Annotated in this window: 15 protein-coding genes; 2 read left to right on the top strand and 13 right to left on the bottom strand. The window is 74.6% G+C overall.

Features of this window, described 5'->3' with window-relative positions; genetic code table 11:
• From E1300_RS19750 to E1300_RS51630, 4 genes are all read right to left on the bottom strand, one after another.
• Positions 1–273: hypothetical protein (locus E1300_RS19750; protein ID WP_207399850.1), on the bottom strand; the 273-nt coding region annotated here is incomplete at its 3' end.
• A gap of 105 nt (positions 274–378) precedes the next feature.
• Positions 379–1,422 (bottom strand): cytochrome P450, encoded by a 1,044-nt coding sequence (locus E1300_RS19745; protein WP_131758501.1) that lies wholly within the window; start codon positions 1,420–1,422, stop codon positions 379–381.
• Positions 1,423–1,501: 79 nt separating this feature from the next.
• On the bottom strand, positions 1,502–2,152 hold the full coding sequence (locus tag E1300_RS19740; protein ID WP_131758500.1) for a LuxR C-terminal-related transcriptional regulator: 651 nt from the start codon (positions 2,150–2,152) through the stop codon (positions 1,502–1,504).
• Complete coding sequence (locus E1300_RS51630; RefSeq protein ID WP_242619254.1) at positions 2,149–2,952, bottom strand: ATP-binding protein; 804 nt, start codon at positions 2,950–2,952, stop codon at positions 2,149–2,151. Before E1300_RS51630 ends, E1300_RS19740 begins: the two co-directional genes overlap by 4 nt.
• Positions 2,953–3,599: 647 nt before the next feature.
• Between E1300_RS51630 and E1300_RS19730 the strand changes: the two genes are divergently transcribed.
• Together E1300_RS19730 and E1300_RS50150 are read left to right on the top strand one after the other, a co-directional pair.
• Positions 3,600–4,775 (top strand): Rieske (2Fe-2S) protein, encoded by a 1,176-nt coding sequence (locus tag E1300_RS19730; protein ID WP_242619253.1) that lies wholly within the window; start codon positions 3,600–3,602, stop codon positions 4,773–4,775.
• Positions 4,776–4,888: 113 nt separating this feature from the next.
• Positions 4,889–5,041 carry a hypothetical protein gene (locus E1300_RS50150; protein ID WP_165502912.1) on the top strand — a complete coding sequence of 51 codons (153 nt, stop codon included), beginning with the start codon at positions 4,889–4,891 and terminating at the stop codon, positions 5,039–5,041.
• A gap of 9 nt (positions 5,042–5,050) precedes the next feature.
• On the opposite strand, the gene E1300_RS19725 is transcribed toward E1300_RS50150, so the two are convergent.
• From E1300_RS19725 to E1300_RS19690, 9 genes are all read right to left on the bottom strand, one after another.
• A complete protein-coding gene (locus E1300_RS19725; RefSeq protein WP_131758497.1) occupies positions 5,051–5,971 on the bottom strand; it encodes a hypothetical protein in 921 nt (306 codons plus the stop codon).
• A gap of 49 nt (positions 5,972–6,020) precedes the next feature.
• Positions 6,021–6,815 (bottom strand): sugar transferase, encoded by a 795-nt coding sequence (locus E1300_RS19720; protein ID WP_131758496.1) that lies wholly within the window; start codon positions 6,813–6,815, stop codon positions 6,021–6,023.
• 2 nt (positions 6,816–6,817) lie between these two features.
• Positions 6,818–8,137 (bottom strand): lipopolysaccharide biosynthesis protein, encoded by a 1,320-nt coding sequence (locus E1300_RS19715; protein ID WP_131758495.1) that lies wholly within the window; start codon positions 8,135–8,137, stop codon positions 6,818–6,820.
• Complete coding sequence (locus E1300_RS19710) at positions 8,137–9,510, bottom strand: O-antigen ligase family protein (protein ID WP_131758494.1); 1,374 nt, start codon at positions 9,508–9,510, stop codon at positions 8,137–8,139. The genes E1300_RS19715 and E1300_RS19710 overlap by 1 nt, the downstream gene beginning before the upstream one ends.
• Positions 9,511–9,515: 5 nt before the next feature.
• On the bottom strand, positions 9,516–10,742 hold the full coding sequence (locus E1300_RS19705) for a glycosyltransferase (protein ID WP_131758493.1): 1,227 nt from the start codon (positions 10,740–10,742) through the stop codon (positions 9,516–9,518).
• Positions 10,739–11,872, bottom strand: coding sequence for a polysaccharide biosynthesis protein (locus tag E1300_RS50145; protein WP_165502911.1), 1,134 nt, complete (start codon positions 11,870–11,872; stop codon positions 10,739–10,741). The genes E1300_RS19705 and E1300_RS50145 overlap by 4 nt, the downstream gene beginning before the upstream one ends.
• Before the next feature lie 2 nt (positions 11,873–11,874).
• Positions 11,875–13,032, bottom strand: coding sequence for a DegT/DnrJ/EryC1/StrS family aminotransferase (locus tag E1300_RS50140; protein WP_165502910.1), 1,158 nt, complete (start codon positions 13,030–13,032; stop codon positions 11,875–11,877).
• Between the two features lie 5 nt (positions 13,033–13,037).
• Positions 13,038–14,510 carry a hypothetical protein gene (locus E1300_RS19695; RefSeq protein ID WP_131758492.1) on the bottom strand — a complete coding sequence of 491 codons (1,473 nt, stop codon included), beginning with the start codon at positions 14,508–14,510 and terminating at the stop codon, positions 13,038–13,040.
• Between the two features lie 100 nt (positions 14,511–14,610).
• Positions 14,611–15,270 (bottom strand): response regulator transcription factor, encoded by a 660-nt coding sequence (locus tag E1300_RS19690; RefSeq protein ID WP_131758491.1) that lies wholly within the window; start codon positions 15,268–15,270, stop codon positions 14,611–14,613.
• Between the last annotated feature and the right edge of the window lie 11 nt (positions 15,271–15,281).

Here is a 15,281-nt window from a genome sequence, read left to right as displayed (position 1 = left end):
CGGGTTCGCCGCGCCGCGCCCCTGGACCCGCGCGCCGCCGCCCGCCGCGCCCGCGAGGTCCGTCCAGGAGCCGTAGAACAGGTAGTGGCCGTTCACCGACACGAGCAGCGTCAGCAGCACGGCGAGCTGGCAGCCGAGGAGCAGCGCGAGCCGCGTCCCGGCCGCGCGGACACCGGTCGCGGCGGCCCTCGGCCAGGCCCGCACGGTCGCGCCGAAGCAGGCCGCCGTGGCCAGGACCAGGAGGCCGAGCAGCCCCCAGCTCGTCAGTCCCACTTCCCGCCTCCTCGGGCCGCCCGCCACAAGACCCTGGACGCTGGGTCATACGCATCGCCGCCGGTCCGGGTTCGGCCGTGCCGCGCCGGGCGGGGCGCTCGGCGATCAGCGGGTCCAGCGGACCGGGAGGTGCTCGAACCCGTGGCGGACGCTCGACCGCGACCGGACCGGCTCGCCCGCGGGCCGGAGCCGCCCGGGCCGTTCGAGGATCCCGGTGAGCAGGGCGCGCAGGTGCACGCGGGCCAGCCGCGCGCCGAGGCAGGCGCGGTCCCCGTAGCCGAAGCAGAGGTGCGGGCGGACGCGCTGCTCGCGCCGGTGCCGCCGCACGCCGCGGAACGTCCGCAGCCCGGCCACGGCACCGGCCGGGTGCTCGGCGGCGTGCCCGGTGTGCCCGCCGGGGCCGGCGTACCGCTCCGGGATGAAGCGCTCGGGCAGGAACCGGCCGGGTTCGGAGAAGACCTCCTCGTCGTGGTTCGCGGACGCGATCCACAGCACGACGTGCTCGCCCGCGAGCAGCGGCACGCCGCCGACGACGGTGCCGCGCCGCACCGTCCGCCACACCTGCATGACGGGCGTCCACCAGCGCAGCATCTCCTCGACCGCGCCGTCGAGCAGCCGGTCGTCGGCCCGCCGCTCGCGCAGCCGCTCGTACTGGCCGGGGTGGCGGAGCAGGGCGTGCAGGCCGCCCGCGAGGGTGTCGCGCAGCGTCTGGGGGAGGCCGGACGCGACGTCGCGGACGAAGTCGACGGGCTCGCCGTCCGGCATGCGGTCCAGCATGGCCGTCACCGGCGGGTCCATGTCGATCGGCGCGTGCTCCCCGGCGGGCCCGCCGCCCGCGCCGGCACCGCCGTGCCCTCCCGCGGGCGTACCACCGTGTGCTCCGGCGGGCGCGCCGCTCCCGGGGCCGTGCGCGACGCCGTCCTGCACGGGGACGAAGAGCTCGGGCCGCGCGAGCGCGTGCCGCACGTCGGAGTACCGCAGGACGCCCCACGCGCCGGGCCGGCCGTCGAGCCGCCCGTCCAGCCACACGACGGGGGTCCGGGCGCGGAGCCGCTCCAGCCGGTCGTAGGGGACGCCGCGGGCATAGGTGTCCGCGCAGCCGAGCACCTCGGCGTCGGAGACGGGCAGCGTGCCTCGCCGTTGAGGCATGGGAACCTCCTTCCCGACGACGCTAACCCGTCCCGGCCGGGCGCCGGATGTCCGGTTTCGGCCGCCACCCGCGGGTGTATCAGCCCGCCAGCCACTCCCCGGTCTCCACGCTGACCAGGCCGTGCCGCGCCGCCTCGATGACCGCCTCGCGCTGCGAGTGGACGCCGAGCTTGCTGAGGACGCTCTGGACGTGGCTGCGCGCGGTGCTGCGCGTCACGCCCATCGCCTTGGCGAGCGCCTGGGTCGACTCGCCGCGCGCGAGCCGGGTCAGGACCTCGCGCTCGCGCGGGGTGAGGAACTGCGCGACGCGCTGCGCCGCGCCGCGCCGCCGGGCGGACCCGGCCCGGCGGGCCGCCTGGTCAACGACGACCTCCCCGGCCGCGACGCGGCGCAGCAGGGTGAGGATGTCGCCGGCCTGCTGGCCCTTGTGCGCGAAGCCGCGCACGCCCGCGGCGACGCCCGCCTCCAGCACGCCCTGCTCCAGGTAGCCGGTGAGGACGACGAACCGGGTCGCGGGGGCGGCGAGCCGCAGCCGCGGCATCCAGTCGAGCGCGGTGCCGGCGGGGAAGTGGAGGTCGATCAGGCACACGTCGGCGGACCGCGCGCGCAGCAGCGGCAGCGCGTCCTCCGGCGAGTAGACCACCCCGGCGACGACGTGCCCGGCGTCGGTGAGCACGAGCGACAGCGAGTCGGCGAAGACGGCGTGGTCGTCGCAGATGATGACCCTCATGGGTGCCGCCGCCAGTCGTCGGCGTACGCGCCCAGCGGCACCGGGCCCTGCGGCGGCGGCGCCGAGGGCAGCAGCATGCGGACGCGGGCGCCGCCCATCTCGCAGGTGCGGATCTCCAGGCTGCCGCCGTAGCCGGAGATGAGGTCGTGGACGATGCCGAGCCCGAGCGAGGCCAGCCCGCGCCGCGCCTCACCGCCCGGCGCGGCGCCTCCGGCCCCGCCTTCGCCGCCGCCCCCGGCCCCGCCTTCGCCCCCGCCCGCGCCTCCGCTCCCGGCGGCGGCGAACCCGGGCCCGTCGTCGTCGACCTGGATGACGACCCAGCCCTGCTCGACCTCGACCCGGACGTCCACCCGGCTCTCGGCGACGCGGCACGCGTTGTCGAGGACGTTGCGCAGCGCCCGCCACAGCGCGACCGGGTCCATGTGGGCCCAGGCCGCGCCGCCCGTGAGGCAGATCCGGTGCGGGGCGGCGAGGCGCATCGCGGTGACGACCTCGGTGGTGAGGGCGTCCACCCGGATCCGCTCGGGGCTCGGCAGCGGCTGGTCGTCGTCGTCCTCGTCGAGCCTGCGCAGCAGGTGGTCGAGCCACCGGGTCTCGCCGAGGAGCTGCTCCACGCGCTCCCGGCTGCCGGCGCCGACGTCCTCGGCGACCGCGACCGCCGAGGCGAGCATGATGATGGTCCCGAGCTCGTGGCGGATGTCGTGCCGGAGCCGGCGCCGCCAGAGGGCGTGCTCCCCCGCGACCGCCGTGCCGCACGCCCGCCCGCGGGCGGGGGAGGACCGAGCCTGCCCATGGTTCATCAATGGACCCCCGTCCGTAATACCAGCACCCCTCGACGGTCGCCCCGGGCGGGATCCGTGTCCAGTGAATTGGCCGCAAGAGACCGCCGTATGGCCGGAAGCGGACATACGTTTCAAACGGTAAACTTACGGCTTTGTGCGAGCGTCTAAGTCAGGATTGCGGGGCTGCCGCGCCCCCTTTCTTTCATACCGGTGGCGTAGCCGCTTTGCGCATTCCGGCGGGTGCGGGAGCGGGGGTGCGGAGAGACAGTCTCAGCATGCCGACGGTCACATTTCTCGGACATGCGGGGATGGCGGTGGACGCCTTCGCGTTCCGCCTGCTCGTGGACCCGTGGCTCGCTCCAACGGGGGCCTTTCTCGGAGCCTGGCACCAGTATCCGAGAAACGATCATCTCGACACCGCCCGGTTGCTCGAAGCCGACTGGGTGGCCGTCTCCCATGAGCACCTAGATCACTTCGACCCGTGGGTCATCGGACGGCTTCCGGCGCGGACCCGGATCCTCATTCCGCGGTATCCGGGACCCGCCTTCCGTGAACGGATGGCGGCGGCCGCGGGTTCCCGGCAGGTAATCGAGATACCCGCATGGGAGAAATTCCCGCTGGACAATCGCGGCTCCTGGATCACCGCGATTCCGGAACTCTCCCCGATGTGCCATGACGCCGCCTTTCTCGTCGTCGCCGACGGGCGCGGCGTGCTGCATTGCAACGACGCCCGGCTCACCGCCGCGCAGGCCCGCCGGGCCAGGCACCTGGCGGGCGGGCGCCTCGACCTGATGGCGCTCCAGACGTCCGGCGCGTCCTGGCATCCGATCTGCTACGAGTACCCGGCCGAGGAGATGGCCAAGGTCGCGACGGACAAGCGGGTGTCCAAGCTCCGCGCGGCGCAGCGCCTCGTCCGGCAGACGGAGCCGGAGCTCGCGGTGCCGTTCGCCGGCCCGCCGTGCTTCCTGGACGACGAGGTGAGACACCTCAACTGGGTGCTCGGCCAGAAGGACGGGGCGTTCTGCGACCCGGAGGTCGCGACGGAGTGGCTGCGCGAGCACCTGCCGCGGCAGCGCTTCGACCACTTCCTGCCCGGCGACGCCGTCGACCTCGACTCCGGGGAGGTCGTCCGGGACCCGGTCTCGGCGGCCTTCTCGTTCGCCGACGCGGACCGTCCGGCGTACCTGGAGCGCTACGCCGCCGACCGCGCCGCGCACATCGCCGCGGCCACCGCCGAGCATCCCGAGCCGGGGCCGGGCCTGTTCGACCGGTTCACCGCGCACTTCGAGCGGCTCGGCGGCCTCAGCGACTACTTCCTGCGGCAGATCGCCATGCTGGTCCGCTTCGAGATCACCGGCCCGCACGGCGGCGTCTGGGACGTCGACTTCGCGCCGGACGGGCTGGCGGTGCGCGAGGCCGCGCCGGGCGCCCGTCCGCACTACCGGATCACGACCGCGGGCCGCTGGCTGGACGCCGTGCTGTCCGGCCGGCTGGCGTGGGAGGACCTTCTCATCTCGTTCCGGCTCAGCCTGTACCGCGACCCGGACGTCTACAACGACTACCTGGTCGGCCTGCTCAAGCACGCCAACGCGCCCGCGCTGTCGGCCGTCGAGGAGTACGAGACCGGCCGGGACGAGAGCGAGCGGATCACCGTCGACTGGGGCGGCGGCCGCTACGACATCCCGCGCTACTGCCCGCACGCGGGCGAGGACCTGTCCATCGGCGCGGTCGTCCGAAACGGGCAGGTGCACTGCCTGGCGCACAACTTCGCCTTCGACCTCGCGACGGGGGCGTGCGTGAACGCCCGCGCCGCGAACCTCACGAGCCGCCGGGTCGGCTGAGACGCCCCGCGACCGGGCCGGGCGCGCGTGCGGGCGCGCGTCCGGTCCGGGTTTTTCGTTCTGTTGTGCTAACTTCTTCATGCTTACTGGGGGTATGAAGGGGTGCGCGGGGCGTGAACCGCACGAAGCTCGGCCTGCTGGCCGTCGCGTTGATTCTGGTCGTCGCCGTCATGGAGGTCCTGGCCCTGCGGCTCGGCTCGCTGGACTTCCCCGTCTCGGCGAACAGGGCGCATCCGGCCGTCGCCGGCGACCCCGGCGGCTCCTGAGCCGCAACGTCACCGCCTGGTGTTGCGCGCCCGCATGATGCTCTGGAGGTCGGGGTGCGCGCCGCCCGCCGCGTCCGCCAGCGAGGGGCAGGCCCACTTGTCCTGGTGCCCCCAGGAGTAGGAGATCTCCATCGGCGGGTTCGGGGCGAGGCGGTCCCAGCGGGCGAGGATGCGGCGGAACTGGTCCTCCGTGGGCAGCCAGTACTGCTTCTCGCCCTTCGAGCAGCCCTGCCCGAACGTCTGGAGCACCGGCACCACCGTCCGGCGGGGGATGCCCGCGCCGTCCGCCATCCGGACCATGCGGTCGATGGCGCCGATGTCGCACTCGTCGCGGGCCTTCGCCGACCCCTTGCACGGGTACGGGTCGAGCCCGTACAGGTCGACGCCGACCCGCTTCGGCGCGACCGGCTCCATCGGCCAGTCGGTGAGCGACACGAACGAGACCTGGCCCGGCGCGTTCCGCCGGATGTACTCGGCGCGGCGGCGGATCTCCTTCGCGACGTCCGGGCACTCCGCGGCGTTCGGCTCGTCCGACAGGTACCACCCGTACACGCGCGGGTCGCGGCCGAACCGCCGGACCGCCGCGGTGAACGCGTCGAAGCCGAGCTCGAAGCCGTCGCAGGTGAAGTTGCCGACCCACAGCAGCGCCCGCATCCCGGCCGGGACGGAGGCGAGGAGCGACGCGTCCGGCTTGACGTCCACGAGGTCGTAGCCGAGCTCCCGCAGCCGCGGGTAGTCGGACGGCCCGGTGTTCAGCGCGATGCGGCGCGTCCCGCCCGGCGCGGTGGCGGGCGTGCCCGGGGTGGCGAGCGGCCCCCGGTAGGGCTCGTCGCCGGACGAACTCCGCTGGACGTAGAACAGGAACGCGGCGACCAGCAGGAGCGTGACCGCCACGGCCGAGACCTTGAAGCGGGCGTCCCGGATGTCCATGGCGGGCTCCCCGACGGCGCGATGCGAACGGACGGACAAGGGGCGGGCGTCAGGCCGCGGAACCGGGCTCCCCGGCCGGACGCGCGGGATCGTGCAAGGGGATCGGCAGGGTTTTCTCGACGTCCGGCGTACTGTCGGCGTGTCCGGTCTCCTCGACCCTTCCGTCCGGTGTGACCTGGAGCGGCGGGATCGTGAAGCCGAGGATGTGCTTCACGGTGTCGTACAGGGCCCGGAGCGTCGCGCCCATGGTGGGATCGCGCAGGTAGACGGCGTCCACCGCGACCCGGGCCGGGACGATCCGCTCGATGTAGCTGACGAGGTCGACCTCCTCGCCGGGGCCGAGCACGTCGAAGTCCCGGAAGCGCACCTCGGAGACGCCGGTGAGCCCGGGCCGGTGGTCGAAGATCCAGCGGCAGTCCGGGCTGTAGTGCACGGCGAGGTCGTAGGTCTCCGGGCGCGGCCCGACGAGCGTCATCTGCCCGCGCAGCACGTTGACGAGCTGCGGCAGCTCGTCCAGCGACCACTGCCGCAGGAGCTTGCCGACGCGGGTGAGGCGCGGGTCGCAGTTGGCGGTGACGGTGAGCCCGCCGACGCCCTGCCGCATCGTCCGGAACTTGTACATGGTGAACGGCCGCCCGCCCTGCCCGACGCGGACCTGCCGGAACACGCCGGGGCCGCGGCTGGACAGCCGCACCAGCACGTAGATCAGCAGCAGCGGGACGCTCAGCAGCAGCAGCCCGGCCAGCGCGCCCGCGACGTCGAGCGCCCGGCGCCCGCGGGACGGGGCGAATCCGTCGGACGGGTCGACGGGACGGGTGGCGAGCTCGGTGCGGTCCTCGGACATGGTCACCCCTTCTCCCGAGGCGTGGGGGTGGTCGGCGGGGCCTTCCGGACGTGCTGGAACCAGGCCAGCAGCGCCGCGGTGGTGGCGACGAACGAGACGGACGTGGCGATCGCGGCGCCGACGGCCCCGTGCGCCGGGATCAGGACCGCCCCGGCCGCGACGACGACCAGCAGCCCGACGGCCTGCCCGGACGACGCGGCGCCGGGCCGTCCGACGCCGTAGAGGTAGGCCATGACGAGCCCGGTGACGCCGAAGGTGACGACGCCCGCGAGCCGGATGTAGGTGGGCACGACCGCGTCCTCGAACACGTCGCCGAACACCCACGGCAGGGCGGTCCCGGCGATGAGCGCGAGCGGCAGCGCGGTGGCGGTCGAGACGGCGAGGACGGGCAGGATCAGGCGCGCGGTCCGGCGGGTCGCGGTCGCGCGGTCCTCCTTGGCGAAGTCCGGGTAGAGGACGTAGTTGACGGCGAGCCCGGGGAGCTGGACGAGCTCGGCGAACTTGCTCGCGACCGTGTAGACGCCGAGCACCTTCGGCCCGGCGAGCGCGCCGAGCAGCGCCATGTCGAACCGCAGTTGCAGCAGGTCGATGAGCTGGCCGAGGTAGCCGCGGAGCCCGTACCCGGCGATGGTCCGGCCCAGGCGGCGGTCGGGGCGGCCCCAGCCGGCGAAGAAGCGGCGCCGCGCGAGCCGCCGCGCGATCCACGCGGCGGCGGCGACGTCCGCGAGCACGAGCCCGGTGATGAGCGCGCCCGGCCCGTACCAGCCGGTGAGGATCACGAGGTAGATCGGGAGGAAGACGAACTCCTCGACGGCGATCGCGAGGCTGGCGCCGTTCGGGTCGTCGGTGCCCTGGAGCAGGCCCTTGCCGACCGACACGAACCCCTGGGTGAAGGACGGCGCGGCGGCGGCGACCGCGATCCACATCCCGAACGACTTGAAGAACACGAGGTAGAGCAGCGGGCTGAGGGCGAGCCAGCCGAGCCCGCCGAGGACCGCGCCGAGGACGGTGAGCCACGCGAGCGTCGGCCGGACCGTCCGCTGGTCGTAGCGGTCCCCGGCGAGGAAGTACGGCGCGGCGGCGGGCAGGCCCGCGTTGGACAGGTGGCACAGCAGCCCCGGCAGGATCCGCACCAGCGTGAACGCCCCGACCAGCTTCGGCCCGCCGACCCGCGCCACGAGGATCGTCGCAACCCCCAGCGACGCGAGCGCACCCACCCGTCCAGCCATATTCCCGGCGACGAGCCCGACCAGCCGTTTCCGTAGTCCGATTTCGCTCTGCTCCGGGGTGAGCGTGGCGGCGGGCTGCTGGACGTCGGTCATCAGGGCTCCTCCGGCGTGGTGAGGGGGGTGTCGGCGGAGTCGCGGCGGCCGAACAGGTCCAGCGCGGCGATCAGGCCGAAGAACGCCCAGCCGTGCCGGTAGTGCAACGTCTCGTAGAACAGGCCGGAGATGAGGAAGACGGCGACGAGCGCGCCGAACAGCTCGGGGCGCGGGACGAGCCGCGCGTACTCGGGTCTCAGCGCGTCCCGCCGGGCGATCCGGACGCACTTCAGCAGCAGCGCGTACACCAGCACGATCAGCGCGAGCCCGCCGAGGAACCCGCGCTCCAGCACCGAGGCGATGTAGTCGTTGTGCGCCTCGCGGACGTAGGTCTCCTGCCGCACCCGCATCTGCGCCTCGGTCTGCCCCGGCCCGATGCCCCACGGCTGCGTCTGGTCCTCGATCATCTGGACGGTCGTGGCCAGCACGGTGCTGCGCGAGTTCGTGCTCTCCCCGGTCGTCCGTCCGATGGAGTCGCGCAGGATCGGGGACGCCTGGCTCGCCTGGTCGAGGTAGGGCTGGACGTCGATCTGGCTGAGCGCGGCGAGGCTCCCGCCGCCGACGAACGCGGCGAGCGCGGCGGTCGCGACCGCCTGGTGCGCGCGGCCCTCGCGGAGCAGCCGGAACAGGTGGCCGAGCAGCAGCGCCGCGCCGAGCGCGAGCGCGCCGCCGTTGGAGCCGGTGAGCACCTCGGCGGCCAGCAGGACCCCGCACAGCGCGTACCGCCGCCAGGGCGTCGCGGGGTAGCGGGTCGCGCGCGCGATGAAGAAGACGCAGATGAACCAGTTGGACGCGTAGTTGGCGTCGCCGAAGGTGAACATGGCGCGCTCGCCGTCCACTTGCTTGCCCGACAGCGCCTCGATCCCGAGGACGAAACCGACGATCATGACGACGGCGTAGAGCGTGCCGATCGCGACGAAGGCGCGGAGCGCGGTCCGCAGCAGCGCGGGGTCGCGGCCGAGGTTGGCGACGCTGACGCCCCACATCAGGACGAACAGGTCCTTGACGAGGGTGAGCGCGCCCGCGTCGTTGGCGAGCGCGGCGATCCCCCCGGCGATGATGGTGAGCAGGGTGGGGATCAGGAACGGCCAGCGCACCGGCACCTTCCGGCTGCCCGCCCACAGCAGCGTGACGGCGGCGAGGCCGACGAGCGCGACGTCGGGGATCGCGGTGTTGCCAGGTCCTGGCGCCAGTCCGGCGGGCATCAGCATCGGCAGCGACGCGATGGCGATGACCAGCACTCCCGGGACCAGCCGCCACGGGCGCCGCAGGACGGGCGCGTCCGCCGCGGGCGCGGCCGCCGCGTGCGCCCGCGAGCCGTCCGCGGGCGGCGCGGTGCGGCGCGGGGGCGCCGGGCGGGTGGTGGCGGTCATCGGTGTCACCGCTGGTAGGGGCGCTTGGACGTGCCGCGGTACGTCTCGTCGAGGACCGTCCCGAGGTGGGCGGGGGAGAACCAGTCGCCGACCCGGGCGCGGGCGCGTTCGGCCATCCGGGCGGCGGCGGACGGGTCGTCCAGCAGCGCCGCGATCGCCCCGGCGAGGCCCGCGGGGTCCTCGGGCGGGACGAGCAGCCCGGTCTCGCCCGCGAGCACGAGGTCTTGGTTGGACGGGACGGCGGTCGCGACCAGCGGGATCCCGGCGCCGATCGCCTCGACCAGCACGCAGGGCAGCCCCTCCCATCGGGACGGCATCGCCATCAGGTCGAACGCGGGGAGCACGGCGGCGACGTCGTCGCGGTGGCCGAGCCAGCGCATCCGTCCGCCGATGCCGAGCTTCGCGGTGAGCCGGTCCAGTTCGTCCGCCATCGTGCCGCCGCCGACCCACAGGCCGAACACGTCGTCGGGCAGCCGCGCCAGCGCCCGCGCGAAGATCTCCGGGCCCTTCTGGTAGGTGAGCCGGCCGATCGAGCCGACGACCTTCACGCCGAGCGGGAGGTCGAGGCGGCGGCGGGCCTGCGCGCGGGACCCGGGCGCGGCGGCGTAGGCGTCCACGTCCACGGCGGGCCACGACAGCCGGATCCGCTCCGGCGTGGCGAGGCCGAGGCGCAGCGCGGTCGTCACCGTCTCCGAGCCGATCGCGAGGAACGCGTCGGTGTGCTTCGCGGCGATCCGTTCCAGCCGGACGTAGGCGCGGCGCCGCGCCCAGGACTGGAACTCGTTGAACGGGAAGCCGTGCCAGGTGTGCACGATGCGCGGCACGCCCGCCCGCGCCGCCGCGACCCGTCCGATCACGCCGCCCTTGGCGCTGTGGGTGTGGACGACGTCGTACCGGCCCTCGGCCAGCACCCGGGTCAGCGTCCGCAGCGCGGCGAGGTCGTCGCGCGGGGAGATCTGCGGCACCAGCGGCCCGACCTGGACGATCTCCATGCCGGCGGCGTGCGCGGCGGGCGTCAGGTCGCCGGCGGCGGCGTTCGCGACCGCCTCCGCGCCGTACAGCACGGTGTCCGTGCGGGCGGACGCCCGGCTGTCCATGCCGACGCCACCGGTGACGACGGCGCGCTCGTAACCGCCGGCGGGCAGCGCCAGCGCGCCGTTCAGCGCCACCTGGCCGGCGCCGCCGTTGAACCGGGTGATCACCGTGGCGACGCGCAGCTTCCTTGTACTCACGGGCACCTCACAGGCCGGATGGGGCGGTACTCGGGCAGCAGGCGGCGCAGCAGCAGCCGCACCTGGTCCGGGTCGCCCGCGCCGGCGGCGGCCTCCAGCGCGTCCACGAGCCGCGGGAGCCCGGCGGGCGGCGCCGCGGGGCGGGTCGCCCAGATCTTGGGGTGGACGGTGCGGAGCCGCCGCTCGGAGTCGGAGAACGCCTTCTCGGCGAGCTTCTCGCCCGGCCCGAGGCCGCTGAACCGGATCGTCACCTCGGGCAGCCGGAGCTGCTCGGCGTACCGGTGGACGAGGTCGACGACCGGGACGGGGCTGCCCATGTCGAGGACGAACGTCTCGGCCTCCTCGGCGAGCGCCGCCGCCTCGATCAGCAGCCCGGCGGCCTCCTCCAGCGTCATGAAGTGGCGCGCCGCCTCCGGGTGGGCGACGGTGACGGCCTCGCCGGAGGCGATGCGGCGCGCCAGCACGGCCAGCAGCGGCGCGGGCCCGCCGATGACGTCGCCGACGCGGACGGCGGCGAAGCAGGTCGGGCCGCCCGTCGCCGTCTGGAGCAGCAGCTCGCAGAGCCGCATGGTCGCGCCGAACACCGACGTCGGCTCCGCGGCCGCGTCGGACGAGACGTGCACGAGGCACTGCACGCCGTTCCGCACCGCGCCGCGCAGTACGTGCCGGGTGCCGAGGACGTTGTGGGCGACGCCGCGGCACGGGTCCCGCTCGACCTCCGCGAGCTCGTTCTGCCCGGCGGTGTGGAACAGCAGCTCGGGCCGCGCGTCCCGGATGACCTGGTCGACGCGCTCCCCGTCCCGCACGTCGGCCTCGGCGAGCGTGACCCGGCCGGTCAGCTCGCGGCCGAGCCGGCGCAGGCTCCCGCCGTCCCGGTCGAGCAGGCAGAGCGCGGCGGGTCCGAGCGGCTCGACCTGGCGGCACAGCGCGGAGCCGATCGTCCCGCAGGCGCCGGTGACGAGGACGCGCCGGCCCCGGACCGTCCGCCGCCCGCGGTGCCCGGACAGGACGACCTCGTCCCGGCCCATGAGCCGGGCCAGCGGGTCGCGCGGGACGTCCGGCGCCGTGGCGTCCGGTGCGGTGGCGGGCCGTTGCGGGGGGCGGGGGAGGCGGGGCGGGAACCAGCGCACGGTCAGCTCCGGGCCCGCAGCGCCCCGGTGAGCGCGGTGACGACCCGGTCCTGGCCGTCGGGCGACAGCCCCGGGTAGAGCGGCAGCGACAGCAGCTCCTCGGCGACCCGGTCGGTCACCGGGACCCGCCCGCACTCCTCCTCGCCGAGGACCGCCCGGTAGGACGTCATGTGGCTCGCCGGGATGAAGTGCACGGACGTCGCGACGCCCGCCGCCTCCAGCTCGGCGATGAGCGCGTCGCGGTCCGGGACGCGCACCTGGTAGAGGTGCCAGGCGTGCTGGACGCCCGCGAGGTCCCGCTGCGGCAGCACGAGCCCGGGGAGGTCCGCGAGCGCCGCGTCGTACCGGGCGACGAGCTCGCCGCGGGTCCGCTGCCAGCCGGGCAGCGCGGCGAGCTGCGCGCGTCCGATCGACGCCTGGATGTCGGTCATGTTGGCCTTGAGCCCGATGCTCTTGACGTCGTACCGCCAGCTCCCGCCCGGCAGGTACCGCTTCCACGAGTCCTTGCTCATCCCGTGCAGCCGCATCGCGCGGACCCGGTCGGCGAAGTCCGGATCGCTGGTCGCGACGGCCCCGCCCTCGCCGATCGGCATGTTCTTGGTGGCGTAGAAGGAGAAGCACGCGGCGTACGACGACGACCCGACCGGCGCGCCGTCCCGTGCGGCGCCGGGGCCGTGCGCGGCGTCCTCGACGACCCTCGTCCGGTCCAGGCCGGCCGCCTCGGTGAGCGCCGCCACGTCCACCGGGTAGCCGCCCTGGTTCTGCACCACCATCGCCGCCGGACGCGTGCGCGCCGCCGCGGCGGCGACCGTCTCCGGGCTCGGCACCAGCGTGTCCTCGTCGATGTCCACCAGGACGGGACGGTGCCCGGCGTGCAGGATCGCGTTGATCGCGCCGCAGAACGTCAGGCTCGGGGTCAGCACCGCCGACCCGGGCGGCAGGTCCATCGCGCGCAGGCACAGCTCCAGCGCGGTCGTGCAGGAGGCGACCGCGACGACGTGCGCGGCGCCGAGGAAGTCGGCGAAGTCCTGCTCGAACGCCGCCGTCTGCGGTCCGGTCGTGACCCATCCCGAGTCGAGCACCTTGACGACCGCGTCGGAGACCTCTCCGGCGAACGACGGGACGGTGAAGGGGACGGTGGTCTGACCCGCTGCGCTCATTTCTGTCACCTGTTCTTCCGCGAGGCGGACTTCCGCGTGGACTTCCGGGACGTCGCGACGACGCCGAGCAGCGGCCAGCCGGACGCCTCGACCAGGTCGCGGACCGACTCCAGGCCGGACACGCGGGTCACCGGGCCGACCACGACGACCACGCCCACCTCGTCGTCGAAGCCCGGGTCGATGTCCTCGAACGCGTGGACGTGGCACAGCGACCGGAACGGCACGGGCTGCGTCACGTCCGTGGGCGACACGGCGGGCTCGTCCGCCTTCTTCGCCATGACCGCGGTGGCGCGGCCCGCGCGGACCACCGACGTGCCGCCCTTGCCGCCCGACCCGCCGGAGCTGTTGGGAGACGGCCCGTCGCCCGCGTCACCGCCGCCCTTCGCCTTGCCGTTCCCGCCGCTCTCGTCCGCGCGGCCGTTCTTGGCGTTCCCGGCCTTCTTCGCGCCGGAGGGCTCGCTCGCCTGGGACTTCTTGCGGGCGGGACGGGCGCCGACGACCTTCGTCTCGTCGCCGTACACCGCCGCCGCCACCGCCGACACCAGCGTCGCGGGCGGGCGGTCCGGGGCGCCGACGAGCGCGACCCGCCCGACGCCCTCCCGCTTGGCGGCCAGCCGGATCCGGCGGCCGAGGTCGCCGAGCTCCGCCGGGCTCCGGTCCGCCCAGCCGAGCAGCGGCACGCCGAGCCGCCGGGCGACCCGCCGCTGCCCCGGGACGGTCGGCCGGACCATCTCCGCCACGACCGCGACGAGGATCCCGCCGATCAGCCCGACGAGGCCCGCGATCGCCGCCATCATGACCACCGGGTTCGTCTTCGGGGCGAGCACCGCGGGCTGCACCACCGACGCCGTCCCCGCCGCCGAGAGCTGCGCGCTCAGGTCGGAGCGGTTGGAGCGCAGGTCGGTCAGCTCGGCCTGGACGCGCTCGCGCTCGTTGGCGGCGCCGATGTCCGGGACGGGCTGCGCGCCCGCCCGGCGCGACAGCGGCCCGAGCTTGCGCTCCAGCTCCCGGACCCGCTTGTCGATGCCGCTGATCTGCTGGGTGATCGACCCCTGGTTCGACTGGTTGATCTCGGCGACCACCGCCGTGCCGACGGCGTCGGCGAGCCTGCGCGCGACGCCCGCGTCGGCGTCCTTGACCGACAGCTCGACGACCGTCGAGGTGCCGAGCCCGGTCACGCCGATCGCCTTGGCGACCTTCTCCGGCGAGCGGTGCGCGCCCTGCGCGCGCAGCACCCCGTCCAGCAGGTTCCGGCTCGTCGCGAACGCCTTCACCTGGCTGACCACGATGCTGACGCCCGCGTCCCCCGGTGCCGCGTCGGTGGCCTTGCTGCTGGCCTGCAAGCGCGTCTTCGCGACCGCGGGCGGCGTCTGCCCGCTCATCGCGACCCCCACGAGCACCATGGGGACCACCGTCATGACCAGCAGGAGCGCCCAGTAGCTGCGGGCCACCCGCGCGGCGACTTCGTCGATCTCCACGATCTTCCCTCCGGCTTCGTCAGGCCGAGCGTAGGAAGACCGTCCGCGCCGGAAATCGCCTAAAAGACGACCTCCGTCTACGTTCTTTGCACCACACGCCCTACTCGCTGGGCCGCATGCCGGCGCGCATGGCGAGCGTGATGGCCTCCAGCGCCGAGTGCATGCCGAGCTTGGCGAGGAGGTTCTGCGTGTGGGTCCGGACGGTGTTGGCCGACAGCCCGAGCCGCTCGGCGATCTCGGCGCGGCCGAGCCCGTCCACCATGCACTGGAGGACCTCGCGCTCGCGCGGCGTCAGGTCCGCGAGCAGCCGGGCGCCGCCGTTCGGCTCCGGGGCGTCCCGGACGAGCCGGCGCAGCAGCTCGCCGAGCGACTCCGGCGGGATCCAGCCGCCCTGCCGGGCCGCCGAGCGGATCACCCGGGCGACGAGGTCGGCGCTCTCGGTCTTGGACAGCCAGCCGACCGCGCCGCGCCGGACGGCCCGCACCATCACGTCGAGGTCGTCCATCGCCGTCAGCACGACCACCCGCAGATCCGGATGCGTCCGCCGGACGCGGTCGAGCACGTCGAGGCCGCTCTCCGCGCCGAGCATCATGTCGAGCACGAGCACGTGCGGGCGCTCGGTGGCGGCCAGCGCGAGGGCGCGCCGCGCGTCGTCGGCGATCGGCAGGATCACGAGGTCGGGCTCGCGCGCCAGCCGGGCGGCGAGGGCCTCGGCGAACAGCGCGTGGTCGTCCACGATCAGGACGCGGATGGGCTGCATGCGAGGAACGA

The sequence above is a fragment of the Actinomadura fibrosa genome (genome assembly GCF_900659615.1).
In the GTDB taxonomy this organism is placed as follows: Bacteria; Actinomycetota; Actinomycetes; order Streptosporangiales; family Streptosporangiaceae; genus Spirillospora; species Spirillospora fibrosa.
Note: the sequence above shows the minus strand (reverse complement) of the source record. Positions and strands in the feature narration are given on the sequence as shown.

Coding starts and splice junctions, on each gene's coding strand:
- E1300_RS19715 (WP_131758495.1), bottom strand. CDS start 8,137: ATGACCGACGTCCAGCAGCCCGCCGCCACGCTCACCCCGGAGCAGAGC.
- E1300_RS19745 (WP_131758501.1), bottom strand. CDS start 1,422: ATGCCTCAACGGCGAGGCACGCTGCCCGTCTCCGACGCCGAGGTGCTC.
- E1300_RS51630 (WP_242619254.1), bottom strand. CDS start 2,952: ATGAACCATGGGCAGGCTCGGTCCTCCCCCGCCCGCGGGCGGGCGTGC.
- E1300_RS19725 (WP_131758497.1), bottom strand. CDS start 5,971: ATGGACATCCGGGACGCCCGCTTCAAGGTCTCGGCCGTGGCGGTCACG.
- E1300_RS19710 (WP_131758494.1), bottom strand. CDS start 9,510: ATGACCGCCACCACCCGCCCGGCGCCCCCGCGCCGCACCGCGCCGCCC.
- E1300_RS19720 (WP_131758496.1), bottom strand. CDS start 6,815: ATGTCCGAGGACCGCACCGAGCTCGCCACCCGTCCCGTCGACCCGTCC.
- E1300_RS19730 (WP_242619253.1), top strand. CDS start 3,600: ATGTGCCATGACGCCGCCTTTCTCGTCGTCGCCGACGGGCGCGGCGTG.
- E1300_RS19740 (WP_131758500.1), bottom strand. CDS start 2,152: ATGAGGGTCATCATCTGCGACGACCACGCCGTCTTCGCCGACTCGCTG.
- E1300_RS19690 (WP_131758491.1), bottom strand. CDS start 15,270: ATGCAGCCCATCCGCGTCCTGATCGTGGACGACCACGCGCTGTTCGCC.
- E1300_RS50140 (WP_165502910.1), bottom strand. CDS start 13,032: ATGAGCGCAGCGGGTCAGACCACCGTCCCCTTCACCGTCCCGTCGTTC.